Origin of the sequence: Pararhodobacter zhoushanensis (assembly GCF_003990445.1) — a bacterium.
In the GTDB taxonomy this organism is placed as follows: domain Bacteria; phylum Pseudomonadota; class Alphaproteobacteria; order Rhodobacterales; family Rhodobacteraceae; genus Pararhodobacter; species Pararhodobacter zhoushanensis.
Map to the genome: position 1 here is coordinate 56,931 of NZ_REEZ01000001.1, position 12,846 is coordinate 69,776.

General features: G+C 65.6%; 10 protein-coding genes and 1 riboswitch. Of the genes, 5 read left to right on the top strand and 5 right to left on the bottom strand.

Features of this window, described 5'->3' with window-relative positions; all coding sequences use genetic code 11:
* Positions 1-6 precede the first annotated feature (6 nt).
* The 5 genes from EAE28_RS00285 to EAE28_RS00305 are packed head-to-tail and all read left to right on the top strand — an operon-like array spanning position 7 to position 6,136.
* Positions 7-1,947, top strand: coding sequence for a TRAP transporter permease (locus EAE28_RS00285; RefSeq protein WP_127103821.1), 1,941 nt, complete (start codon positions 7-9; stop codon positions 1,945-1,947).
* The gene (locus tag EAE28_RS00290) at positions 1,944-2,735 is read left to right on the top strand and encodes an IclR family transcriptional regulator (protein ID WP_127103822.1); all 792 of its coding nucleotides are present in this window, start codon (positions 1,944-1,946) and stop codon (positions 2,733-2,735) included. Before EAE28_RS00285 ends, EAE28_RS00290 begins: the two co-directional genes overlap by 4 nt.
* 25 nt (positions 2,736-2,760) lie before the next feature.
* Positions 2,761-3,777, top strand: coding sequence for an amidohydrolase family protein (locus EAE28_RS00295; RefSeq protein ID WP_127103823.1), 1,017 nt, complete (start codon positions 2,761-2,763; stop codon positions 3,775-3,777).
* 14 nt (positions 3,778-3,791) lie between these two features.
* The gene (locus tag EAE28_RS00300) at positions 3,792-5,393 is read left to right on the top strand and encodes an FAD-dependent monooxygenase (RefSeq protein WP_127103824.1); all 1,602 of its coding nucleotides are present in this window, start codon (positions 3,792-3,794) and stop codon (positions 5,391-5,393) included.
* On the top strand, positions 5,390-6,136 hold the full coding sequence (locus EAE28_RS00305; protein WP_127103825.1) for a sulfite exporter TauE/SafE family protein: 747 nt from the start codon (positions 5,390-5,392) through the stop codon (positions 6,134-6,136). Before EAE28_RS00300 ends, EAE28_RS00305 begins: the two co-directional genes overlap by 4 nt.
* A gap of 36 nt (positions 6,137-6,172) precedes the next feature.
* Here the strand turns inward: EAE28_RS00305 and thiE are convergent, their stop codons facing one another.
* The 5 genes from thiE to EAE28_RS00330 all read right to left on the bottom strand — a co-directional run bounded on the left by thiE (position 6,173) and on the right by EAE28_RS00330 (position 12,793).
* On the bottom strand, positions 6,173-6,802 hold the full coding sequence (gene thiE, locus EAE28_RS00310) for a thiamine phosphate synthase (protein WP_127103826.1): 630 nt from the start codon (positions 6,800-6,802) through the stop codon (positions 6,173-6,175).
* Positions 6,799-7,608, bottom strand: a complete 810-nt coding sequence (gene thiM / locus EAE28_RS00315) for a hydroxyethylthiazole kinase (protein ID WP_127103827.1) — start codon at positions 7,606-7,608, stop codon at positions 6,799-6,801. The genes thiE and thiM overlap by 4 nt, the downstream gene beginning before the upstream one ends.
* Positions 7,605-9,407, bottom strand: a complete 1,803-nt coding sequence (gene thiC, locus EAE28_RS00320; RefSeq protein WP_127103828.1) for a phosphomethylpyrimidine synthase ThiC — start codon at positions 9,405-9,407, stop codon at positions 7,605-7,607. Before thiC ends, thiM begins: the two co-directional genes overlap by 4 nt.
* Before the next feature lie 97 nt (positions 9,408-9,504).
* Positions 9,505-9,627: riboswitch (TPP riboswitch) on the bottom strand.
* A 174-nt stretch (positions 9,628-9,801) separates the two neighbouring features.
* Positions 9,802-11,592, bottom strand: a complete 1,791-nt coding sequence (gene ggt / locus EAE28_RS00325; RefSeq protein WP_127103829.1) for a gamma-glutamyltransferase — start codon at positions 11,590-11,592, stop codon at positions 9,802-9,804.
* Between the two features lie 55 nt (positions 11,593-11,647).
* The gene (locus EAE28_RS00330; protein ID WP_127103830.1) at positions 11,648-12,793 is read right to left on the bottom strand and encodes a lytic murein transglycosylase; all 1,146 of its coding nucleotides are present in this window, start codon (positions 12,791-12,793) and stop codon (positions 11,648-11,650) included.
* Positions 12,794-12,846: the final 53 nt, after the last annotated feature.

The following is a 12,846-nucleotide window of genomic DNA, read 5'->3' on the forward strand; positions in this document are numbered from 1 at the left end:
CGGCAGATGTCCGAAACCAGTACCGGAGGGGCCGTTCGCGGCCTCTCTCCCCAGCTCTGGCGTCCTGTGGCCAACGGGCTGGCCGCTCTGCTGATCCTCATCGCCTGCGCCTGGGCGCTGAACGTGCCGCGCTATCTGGGTGTCAGCTATTACCCGCAGCAATTCTTTGCGCTGATCCTGTCGATGGCATTGCCGCTGGCCTTCCTGAGCTATCCTGCGCGCCGCACGTCACAACGCATCACCCTGCCCTGGCATGATCTGGCGCTGGCGGTTCTGGCCATGGCGACGATGCTCTATATCACCATCAACTACCCGCAACTGGTGCTTCAGATCTTCAGCCGCCCCATGGCGGTCTGGCTGCCGGGTCTGATCGTCACGCTTCTGGTGCTGGAAGCGTTGCGCCGGGCGACGGGCTGGGCGCTGGTGATCATCATCGCCGCCTTCCTGATCTATGCGATGTTCGGCAATTACATCCCCGGACGCCTGCAGGGCCGGGCCCAGCCCTGGGATTTGCTGGCCGGGTATATGGCGTTTGATTCCAATGGTATCCTTGGGTTGCCCATTTCCGTCGCTGCGACCGTGGTGATCACGTTCATCCTGTTCGGCTCGTTGCTGGCGACGACCGGCGGCACCCGATTTTTCACCGATGCGGCGATGCTCGGCATGGGCCGGTTTCGCGGCGGCTCGATGAAGATCGCCGTTCTGGCCTCGGGGCTCTTCGGCTCGATCTCGGGATCGGCGGTGGCCAATGTGGTGGGGACCGGCGTGATCACCATCCCGATGATCAAGAAGGATGGCTATCCGGCGCACAAGGCCGCCGCGATCGAAGCTGTCGCCTCGACCGGCGGGCAGCTGATGCCGCCGGTGATGGGGGCTTCGGCCTTTCTGATGGCCGAGTTCCTGTCGGTGCCCTATTCGACCATCGTCGTCGCCGCCCTTGTCCCGGCGATCCTGTATTACGTCGCCCTGTTCATTCAGGCCGATCTTGAGGCCGCGCGCCTGAACATCGCCCCGGTGCCCAAGGACGCTCTGCCCTCGGGCAAGGGCGTGATCTTTGGCCTGCACTTCGTCTTTGCCTTTGCCGTACTGATCTATGCGCTGTTCGTGATGCGCTGGCAGCCAGAGAAAGCGGCGCTGCTTGGCGCGCTGTCGCTCATGCTCACGGCGCTGATTTTTGGCTATCAGGGCGAGCGGCCAAAGATCGGCGCGCTGATCGGCACGCTGGCCTCGACCGGGCACGCGGTGGTCGAGATCATCCTGATCTCTGCCGCCTCGGGGCTTGTGATCGGCGCGCTCAACGTGACCGGGTTGTCTTTCAACCTGACCTATCTGCTGGTGCAGGTCGGTGGCGGGTCGGTGATCGCGTTGCTGGCACTGTCGGCCATCGTCTGCATCATTCTGGGCATGGGCCTGCCGACTTTGGGCGTCTATGTGTTGCTTGCCGCGCTGGTTGCGCCCGCGCTGGTGCAGGTTGGCATCGAACCGATCGCCGCGCATCTTTACGTGCTTTATTTCGGCATGATGTCGATGATCACGCCGCCCATCGCGCTTGCCGCTTTTGCGGCAGCCTCGATTGCGCGCGCGCCAGCGATGGCGACCGGCTGGGCGGCGATGCGGTTTGGCTGGTCGGCCTATGTCATCCCGGTGTTGTTCGTGTTCTCGCCGACGCTGATCATGATCGGCGCGCCGGTCGATATCGCCATTGCGATCATCACCGCCGTGATGGGCGTCTGGCTGATCTCGGCCGCGTTCGCCGGGTTCTTCGCCCGGCGGCTGTCGGGGGCGATGCGCGGGTTGTTTGCCGCCTTCGGCTTGCTCGCGCTGATCCCGGCAGGGGCGTTCCCGGGGGCTGAGGTTTCCGATCTGCTCGGCGTCGCCGGCGGGATCGCGGTGATGACCTTCGAGATCATCAAACGCAAACGGCTGGCCGCCGGGGGGGCAGCATGAGCGGCACCAACAGCGCCGACCGCATTCTTGCGATCCTCGATCTGTTCACCGAGGATCGTCTTGAATGGACGCCTGAGGATCTGATGGCCGCCTTGGGCTATTCGCGCCCGACGCTCTATCGCTACCTCAAGTCCTTGCGCGAATCCGGGCTGCTGATCTCGCAACCCGGTGCAGGGTTCACGCTGGGTCCGCGCATGGTCGAGCTCGATTATCTGATGCGCAAATCCGATCCGTTGGTTGCGTCCGGGCAGTCCATTCTGCAGTCCCTGACGCAGGCCTACCCCTGCTCGGCGCTTCTGGTGCGCTGGTATGGCAGCAAATTGCTCTGCGTCGCCTCTGAGTGTTCGACCCCGCATCCGCTGTCCTCGTATCCGCGCGGACGGCCGATGCCTTTGGCCCGGGGCGCGATCAGCCGGGCGATCATGGCATGGCTGCCAATCCGCCAACTGCAAACGATGGTCGAGGAAAATCTGGCCGAAATGTCGAGCGTCGGTCTGGGCCGCACCACGGACGAGGTGCTGGCCTCACTGCGCCGGGTGCGCCGCGCCGGGTTTGCCACCGCACATGGCGAGGTCACACCCGGCGTGATCGGCGTCTCGGCGCCGGTCTTTGACGCAGGGCAAGCGCCGATTGCGGCGCTGACAGTCACAATCGCCGGGCAAGAAGTGACGCCTGAGCGGCTGGATGCGATCGCCTCGGACATCATGCGCCATGCTGCGGCCTTGTCCGCCGATCTGGGCCAGCGGCGCACGGATCAGGATCCCCCGCGCCGGGCGGCCAATGACTGAGACCAACGTCCGATACGGAGCGACCATGAAAAAGATCGACGTCTTCAACCATATCTGGCCCACACCCTTCTACGAGGCGTTGATCGATCACATCGGCACGATGAGCGACATCACCAACCGCTCGGGTCAGGTTCCGATGATGACCAATCTCGACCGCCGCTTCGCGGTCATGGATATGTTCGGGCCCGATTACGTGCAGATCCTGTCGCTGGCCTCGCCGCCGCTGGAGCTGCTGGCAGGCCCGCAAAAGGCGCTCGAGCTGAGCCGGATCGGTTCGGACGCGATGGCCGAGCTGTGCCTGAAATACCCCGACCGCTTTCCCGGCTTTATCGGCACCGCGCCGATGAACAACATGGACGCCTGCATCGACGAATGCCGCCGCGCCATCGAAGATCTGGGCGCTGTCGGCATGCAGATCTTCACCAACATCGCCGGTGACCCGGTGGATCTGGCGCAATACGCCCCGTTCTTTGACTACATGGCCACGGCGGGCAAGCCGGTCTGGCTGCATCCCGCGCGCGGCATGGGGTTCTCGGACTACAAGAACGAGACGCGCTCGGAATACGAGATCTGGTGGACCTTTGGCTGGCCGTATGAAACCTCGGCCGCGATGGCGCGCATGGTGTTTTCGGGGTTCTTCGACCGCTTCCCGGGCCTGAAAGTCATCACCCATCACGCAGGCGGCATGGTGCCCTATTTCGAAGGCCGCGTCGGGCCGGGCTGGGATCAGATGGGCGCACGCACCACGGACCGCGATCTCAAGCCGGTGCTGACATCCCTCAAACGCCCGCATCTGGACTATTTCAAAGAGTTCCACGCCGACACCGCCACCTTCGGCTCACGTCAGGCAATCGAGCACGCGATTTCGTTCTTTGGCGAGGATCGGGTGCTGTTTGCCTCGGATGCGCCGTTCGATCCCGAAGGCGGGCCAATGTATATCCGCGAGACCATCCGCATCATCGAAGACATGGAGATCAGCGATGCACTGCGCCGCAAACTGTTTCAGGACAACGCCGTGGCGCTTCTGGGTCTGAAACTCTGAGACAGGACTAAGCCATGATTGATTTCTCAAAAACCTATGACGTCGTGATTGTCGGCGGCGGCCCGGTCGGTACCGGGCTTGCCATCGAACTGGGACAACGCGGCCACTCGGTCGCCCTGATCGAGCGCCACGCGACACTCCATAAGGTGCCCCGCGGCCAGAACCTGACACAGCGGACCATGGAGCATTTTCAGTCCTGGGGATGCGAGGCCGCGATCCGAGCGGCCCGCACTGTTCCGCAGGGCTATGCGATTGGCGGCATGACCTCGTATCGCACGCTGTTGTCGGGGTATCACTACGACTGGCTGCAGCGAGATCTGGTCGCGCCCTATTACAACGCCGCCAATGAACGCCTGCCGCAGTACCAGACCGAAGCCGTCCTGCGCGCCCGTGCCGCTGAGTTGCCGGGCGTGGACATAGCGCTTGGCTGGACCGCCCGGGATGTCGCGCAAAACGCCGAGAGTGCGACGGTCACGCTCACCGATGCCCAAGGCAACCCCGCCACAGTAGCGGGGCGCTACGTGGTTGGATGCGACGGTGCACGTTCGGCGATCCGCGAGGCTGTGGGCATCCCGCAGACCAGCTCGGAGCATGACAAACTGATGGTCCTGCTGGTGTTCAAATCGACCGACCTGCATGACCACCTCAAACGCTATCCCGGCAAACAGTTCTATTGCGTGCTGGACCGCGCGCTTGAAGGCTATTGGCTGTTTTTTGGCCGGGTCGATCTGGGCACGACGTGGTTTTTCCATGCGCCGGTCCCGGCGGGCACGACGCGCGAGAATTTCGACTTCAAGGCCTATCTCGAACAGGCGGTCGGCGCGCCGATTGGCGTCGAGTTCGAGCATATCGGCTTTTGGGATCTGCGCATCGCGCTGGCAGACACCTACCGTGCAGGACGGGTTTTCATCGCGGGCGACGCCTGCCATTCGCACCCGCCTTATGGCGGCTACGGGGTCAATACCGGGCTGGAAGACGCGCGCAACCTGGGCTGGAAACTGTCCGCCGCGCTTGAAGGCTGGGCCGGGGACGCGTTGCTCGACAGCTACAGCGCGGAACGCCAGCCGGTTTTCAAGGGCACTGCCGAGCATTTCATCGAGCGTTTCATCCGCGAAGACCGCGATTTCCTCAACGCCCACAGCCCCGAAGAGCAGGGCGAGGCGGCTTTCCGCAAGGCGTGGGACAGCCGTAACGAGGGATCGAGCGAAGTGATGTCTTTCGCGCCGAATTATCAGGGCTCGCCCCTCGTGACCGGCGAGCCGGGACACCCGGACGCGCGCGGTACGCATCAGTTCGCCACCCGGGGCGGGCATCACCTTGCACCGGCAACGCTGGACGATGGCCGCGCGGTTTTCGACACATTGGGCCGCGGCTTCACGCTGTTGGCGCTGGGGGCCCCGGACGAGGCGACTCAGGCCTTTCGCCGGGCCGCCGACGCGGCGGGCATCCCGCTGACCCTTGTCCACCAACCCCACGCCGGCGCGGCGGGCGCGCGCTATGAAGCGCCGCTGGTGCTCGTGCGACCGGATCACTATGTCGCCTGGTCGGGCACCGATGCCACGGATGCCACCCGGATTCTCACCCGTGCCGCAGGGCATAGCAGCGAGCCTTCATGACACTGGAACTGATTGAAACCATTACCGTCATCGCTATCGGCTTCGCGCTGGGCGGTATTCTCAAAGGCGCGACCGGCGTCGGCGCACCGATCATCGCGGTGCCGTTGCTGGCGATCTATTTCGATGTGCGCTTCGCCATCGTGATCTTCTCGATCCCGAACATCCTGCCCAACATCTGGCAGGCATGGGCCTATCGCAAGACGCTTTTGCCGTTGCGCTTTGTTGTGCCCTTCACGCTGGCTGGCATGGTGGGCGCGGCCTGTGGCACATGGGTTCTGGCCAATGCACCCACGGATCTGCTGCCGCTCGGTGTCGCGGGTGCCGTCCTTCTCTACATCGGTTTTCGTCTGCTGCGCCCGCATTGGGTTCTGCCCTACCCCAAGGCCGTGAAACTGGCTCCGCCGGTCGGTTTCATCGCCGGGATGCTGCAAACGGCGTCGGGCCTGTCCGCTCCGGCATCGGTCACGTTTCTGAGCGCGATGAAGCTGGATCGTGCGGCCTTTATTCCCACCGTTTCGGCGTTCTTCATCGGTCTGGGCGTGGTGCAGATCCCGATGCTGATCGGCTACGGGTTCCTGACGCCCGAGCGCGCGCTGCTTTCGGCCGCCGCGCTGATCCCGCTGACCGCGGCGATGCCACTGGGCGCCCGGCTGGTGCGGCATCTGCCCAAGGAAGTCTTTGATCGCGTGATCCTGGGCCTGCTTGCGATCCTTGCGATCAAGCTTTTGGTCACCGCGTTCTGAGAGTGGCGCAGCAGGGAAGCGGCGGAACGCTGGCCCTCAGACTGACCGCCGCGCCTGCGCGAGCGCCCGCGCCGCCGCCTCAGGATCAGGCTGCCCGCAAATGGCCGAGACCACAGCCAGCCCCTGCGCACCCGCCGCAACCACCTGCGCGACATGCGCCGCTTTCAGTCCGCCGATGGCCACGGCGGGCACCCGGCTGGCAGCGACCTGCGCCGCCAGCCCGTCAAAGCCGACGGGCTGCTTGTGGTCGGTCTTGGTCGGCGTGGCAAAGACCGGCCCCGCGCCGATGTAATCCACCAGCGCGGGGTCAGCCGCCTTCGCCAGCGCGGGCGTCTCGACCGACAGTCCAAGGATCGCCCCGGCCCCGACACGCGCCCGCGCCTCGGCCACCGACATATCGCCCTGCCCGATGTGCAGCCCATCCGCCCCCAGCGCCACCGCTGCGGCGACATCATCGTTGATGATCAGCCGCGCGCCGGTGCCCGCCAGCGCCGCCTGCAACGCACGCCCGGTCGCGATCATCGCCGCCGTATCGGCGTCTTTGTCGCGCAGCTGCACCATCGTGACCCCGCCCGCCACGGCACGGCGGGCAGTTTCGACCATGCCGATCCCGGCGCAAAGCCCGGGATCGAGCACGAGATAGAGCGAGAGATCGAAATCCTTCACGCCGCGACATCCTCGGCGCTGTGGATCACCGCCTCGGCGTCCAGCGCCTCGGGAGTCACCGCATGCAGCGCATCGAGGAACCGGGGCGCAAAACTGCCCGGCCCCTGCGCGCCCGGGTGCGCCCGCTGCCCGGCGACGGCGAAATGGGCCAGCGCCGCGACGGTCGCGTCGAACGGATCGGCTGCCAGTGCCGCATAGGCCCCGCACAAGCCGGTCAGCGAACACCCCAGCGCGGTGTTCATCGGCATCCACGGCGAGCCGCCTTCGATGCGAACCGCACGACTGCCGTCCGTCACAAAGTCCACCGCGCCCGTGACCGCCACCACACCGCCGGTGCGCTGCGCAAGCCATCTCGCACCGTCCTCGGCGGCGGCGACGGCATCGCGGCCATCGACGCCCTGCCCCCGGCTGGCCTCACCAGCCAGCGACAGGATTTCCGAGGCATTGCCGCGGATGATCGTCGGCCTCAGCGCCACCAGCTCGGCGGCAACCCGGCGGCGCAGGGCGGTGGTCTGACAGGCGACCGGGTCCAGCACCCAGGGCCGACCGGCCTGCTGTGCCCCCGCAATTGCGGCGCGCATCCCGTCGACAAACGGCCCCGACAGCGTGCCGATGTTCACCGTCAGCGCCCCCGCGATCTGTGCGAACTCGCCCGCCTCTTCGGCGTCCGAGACCATCGCCGGCGAGGCCCCCGCCGCCAGCAGCACATTGGCAGCGATGTTCATCGCGACATAGTTGGTGATGCATTGCACCAGCGGCGGCTCGGCGCGCAGGGCGGCAAGCAGGGTTCCGGGTGACTGGCTCATTTCGTGTCCTCCAGCGGCATGTACAGATCCCCGCCTGCGCGGAATTTCTCGGCCATCTTGGCCATGCCTTCCTTTTGCGCCTCGGCGCGGATGTCGTGAGAGATGCGCATCGAGCAGAACTTGGGCCCGCACATCGAGCAGAAATGCGCAACCTTGTGCGCTTCCTTCGGCAGGGTCTCATCATGCATCGAGCGCGCGGTGTCGGGATCGAGCGACAGGTTGAACTGATCCTCCCAGCGGAACTCGAACCGCGCGCGGCTCAGCGCGCCATCGCGGATCTGCGCCGCCGGGTGGCCCTTGGCCAGATCGGCGGCGTGGGCGGCGATCTTGTAGGTGATCACGCCGACCTTCACGTCGTCGCGGTCGGGCAGGCCCAGATGCTCCTTGGGCGTGACGTAGCACAGCATTGCGCAGCCGAACCATCCGATCATCGCCGCGCCGATGCCGCTGGTGATATGATCATAGCCCGGCGCGATATCGGTGGTCAGCGGCCCGAGGGTGTAGAACGGTGCCTCGCCGCAGACCGCAAGTTGCTTGTCCATATTCGCCTTGATCTTGTGCATCGGCACATGGCCCGGCCCTTCGATCATCACCTGACAATCCTTGGCCCAGGCAATCTGCGTCAGTTCGCCCAGCGTCTCCAGCTCGGCGAATTGCGCCTCATCGTTGGCGTCGGCGATGGAGCCGGGACGCAGCCCGTCGCCCAGGCTGAACGACACATCATAGGCCCGCGCGATGTCGCAGATCTCGTCGAAATGCTCGTACAGGAAGCTCTCGCGGTGGTGATGCAGGCACCATTTCGCCATGATCGACCCGCCCCGGCTGACGATCCCCGTCACCCGGTTCACCGTCATCGGGATCATGTGCAGGCGAACACCGGCGTGGATGGTGAAGTAATCCACCCCCTGCTCGGCCTGCTCGATCAGCGTGTCGCGGTAGACCTCCCACGTCAGATCCTCGGCAATCCCGTTCACCTTTTCCAGCGCCTGATAGAGCGGCACGGTGCCGATGGGCACAGGGCTGTTGCGCAAGATCCAGTCGCGGATGTTGTGGATGTTGCGGCCCGTCGACAGGTCCATGACGGTATCGGCCCCCCAGCGGGTCGCCCAGACCATCTTCTCGACCTCCTCCTCCATCGACGAGGTCACTGCCGAGTTGCCGATATTGGCGTTGATCTTGACCAGAAAATTGCGCCCGATGGCCATCGGCTCGGCCTCGGGGTGGTTGATGTTGGCCGGGATGATCGCCCGGCCCCGCGCCACCTCATCGCGCACAAACTCGGGCGTGATGAAATCGGGGATGTCAGCGCCGAAACTCTCGCCGTCGCGCAGCAGCGCTTGCTTGGCCGCCGTGCGGCCCATGTTTTCGCGGATCGCGACGAACTCCATTTCGGGCGTGACGATCCCGGCGCGGGCATAGGCGATCTGGGTAACGGCACGGCCCCCGCTCGCCCGGCGCGGTTCATGGCGGACGGGGAACTCGGGCACCAGCCGCGCGCCTTCGGCGAGGCCGTTATCTTCGGGCCTGACATGACGGCCGTCATAGCTTTCGGTATCGCCACGCCCGGCAATCCAAGCTTCGCGGATACGCGGAAGGCCACCGTCAATCGCGATCTCGACTGCCGGGTCGGTGTAGGGGCCCGAGCTGTCATAGACCGTCACGGGCGGTTCGCCCGCGCTGGGGTGCAGGTCGATCTCGCGCATCGGAACGCGGATCTGCGGGTGCAGAACGCCCGCGTGCCAGACGCGGCGCGACGCGGGCAGCGGACCCGTGGTCACGCGGGGGGTAAGGTCTTTCATCGGTCAGAGCCTCCAGTGCTCAAAGCGTTGGAGACCCAGTTCCGCGTCGAATGGAGAAAGGCTGAGCGGAATACGCCTGTGACGTATCGGCAAGAGCCGCGCAGCCGGTGCACCATCCCTACGCCAGTATGAACTGGATCAGGTTCATCGGGTCACTGCGCTGCGCCTTGCGGCACGATCAGTATCTCAGCCTCTTGTCGAGACCCCCCGGGTGAGTGCGCCCAACCTGCGCCAAAGGCCTGAGGGTTGTCAATCCGCCACGTGCCATCGCGGCAGGATCGCGAAGCGAGCGCCGTGAGACGAGCTTTATCTAAGCAATTTCATGCGGATAGACATCGGGCAGCCAGACATGTCGCGCACGCTGAACTGAAATCCCTGCCGCCGTCGATCAGCCTCAGCCCCCCAGGGCGATCCCCTCGCGGCGGCGGTCGGCCCCACCTGACAGACCCTCTGGCGTGATCTGAATCGCGTGCAGGCCCGAGTTCAGATCCCCGACGCGCACCTCATAGCCAAGCGCCGTCAAAGACTCGGCAAAATCTGCCGCGACGGTACCTTCTTCCAGATCGTAGCGGCCAAAGCGGTTCACCGCATGCGCCATATCGACGGCCTCTTGCGCATTCATCCCCCAGTCGAGATGCGCGATGATCGCCTGCGCGACATAGCCGATGATCTGGCTGCCGCCGGGCGAGCCGATGACCAGAACCGGCGCGCCGTCCTGCATCACGATGGTTGGCGACATGGACGACCGGGGCCGCTTGCCCGGCTCGACCCGGTTGGCAATCGGCACGCCATTCTCATGGCTGCGGAACGAGAAATCCGTCAGCTCGTTGTTGAGCAAAAACCCGCCCGGCGCCATCAGGCGAGAGCCGAAGCCGTTCTCGATGGTGGTCGTCATCGACAGCGCGTTGCCATAGGCATCGACGATGGAAATATGGCTGGTCGCGGGCATCTCGATCGGCACGTTATCTGCCCAGTTGAGTGCATGCTCGAACACCGGCATCCCGGCCTCGACGCTCTCCAGTGCCCGATCACCGCGCAAGGCCTCGGCCCGCGACGACAGATAGGCGGGATCGACAAGGCCCGCGGTCGGCACCGGCACATAATCGGGATCAGCCATATAGCGTTCGCGGTCCGCGAAGGCCTGCCGCGAGGCATCGCCGATCAGCCGCCATGTCTGCGGATCGCCCGGCCCCATCGTGGCCAGGTCGAAATGGCTGAGTTGCCCGAGGATCTGCCCAACGGTCAGCGCCCCCGACGAGGGTGGCCCCATGCCGCAAACCTCATAGGCGCGATACGCAGCGCAGACGGCAGGCCGCTCGACAGCCTCATAGGCGGCGAGGTCGATCATCGCCAGCCGACCCGGATTGCCCGGCGCGTTCTGGACCGTGTCCACAATACCTTGCGCGATGTCGCCTTGGTAGAAGACGGCAGCGCCGCCCACCGCTATCGCGCGCAGGGTTTCGGCATAGGCGGGGTTGGTCAGTATCGCGCCGGCCATGAGCGGCTCGCCGCCGGGCAGGAAATAATCAGCCGTCGGGGCAAAGCGCGACAGGCGCTCGGAATCGGCGGCAATCGACTCGGCCATGCGCGGCGAGACGGCAAAGCCGTCCTCGGCCAGCGTGATCGCGGGCGTGAACAGATCCGACCAGTCGGCCCTCCCCCACCGGTCATGCGCCATCTGCATCAGCGCTGGCGTGCCCGGCACCCCGACCGAGCGCCCGCCGACCACCGCATCCCAGAACCCCATCGCCGCGCCGTCGACCTGGAACAGCCTCGTATCGGCGGCCAGCGGCGCGCGTTCGCGCCCGTCGAGCGTGGTCAGCGCGCCGGTTTGCGCGTCATACCAGACCAGAAACGCGCCGCCGCCCAGCCCTGAGCTTTGCGGCTCGACCAGCCCGAGCACCGTCTGCACCGCAACCATCGCATCGGCGGCGGTGCCGCCTGCGGCCAATACGCCTGCGCCAGCCTCGGCCGCCAGCGGATTGGCGACGGCGACCATCCAGTGCTCGGCTGTCACCGGCAGCCCAGCATCCCGCGTTGCAAGCGCAGCCTGTGACGCCTCGCCAAGCGCCCAGACCCCGGCAGAGGTCGCTGCTTCCGGGGCCACGGTGTCGGCGGCTTGCTGGGCATGGGCAGCCAAGGCCGAGCCGCAGAGTAGCAGGAAACTGGCTGAGACAAGGCGCATGGTCATTCCCTTCTGGTTGGCAGGCGGGGTGTTGTCCCGCTGTGGTTTTCTCCCCTCAGCGCAGGCTTTGCAGCAGCGCTTGTGACGGGGTTCCGGTGACCGGCAAGCCACGGCTCGCCTGATAGGCGCTGATCGCGCTTTCGGTGTTCGACCCGATCACGCCGTCCGCGCCCTGCGTGTCGAACCCGCGCGCCGTGAGGCGCTCTTGCAGGGCGATGCGGTCGTTTTTGGTCAAGCCATTCGCATCGGGCGGGAATGTGCCACGCAGCGGCCCGGCCCCGCCGATCCGGTCAGCCAGATGCCCGACCCCCAGCGCGTAGGCGTCGGACGGGTTATAGCGCTTGATGACCCGGAAGTTGCGCGTGGTGTCGAACTGCGGCCCGCCCGCCTGCGGCTGGATCACCGTGCCAGTGGGCGACCCACTGACCAGCTCGCGCCCCCAGCTCATCCCCCGGACCCAGCCGTGACGTTCCAGATAGGCCGCTGTCGTCGCCAAGGCGTCCGAGGGATCCTCGGACCAGATGTCGCGCCGCCCGTCGCCGGTGAAATCGACGGCGTATTCCTGAAACACTGTGGGCATGCACTGCGTGTGCCCCATGGCGCCCGCCCAGCTGCCGGTCATCCGGCTGGCCTGAATGTCGCCGTTCTGCACGATCCTGAGCGCGGCGATAAGCTCGCGCTCGAAATACCGCCCGCGACGGCCTTCAAACGCCAGCGTCGAGGTGGCGGAGATCACCGGGATCAGCCCCTGGCGTTCGCCGTAATAGCTTTCCAGCCCCCAGATTGCCGTGACGATCTTGGCATCGACGCCGGTATTCTCTTCGATCGCAAACAGCGTCCGACGATGCCGGGCATAGGCAGCGCGGCCTTTCTCGACCCGTTCATCCGAGGCTGCAATAGAGAGGTAATCCTCAAGTGTGCGGCGGAACTCGGTCTGGTTCTGATCGCGCGTCACCACGCCGGGCAAAAAGCCCGCACCCCGAAACGCCGTGTTCAGGGTGGCGCTGGTGATCCCCTGCCCCATCGCCCGCTCGCGGAACGACACCACCCAGGCGTCATAGGCCCGGTTGGACGCGGGCAGCAGGTCGTCAGGCAACCCCTCGGGTGCCGCGGTACTCATGCGCGCTGTCACCGACCGCGAGCACGCCGCCAGACCAAGGCTGCCCAGCCCCAGACCAAAGAGGCGTCTATTCATCTGCATCACTCTGCCCACCATTTTTTTCATTTTCGCCTATGGTGCCGACAAGTTGCCCC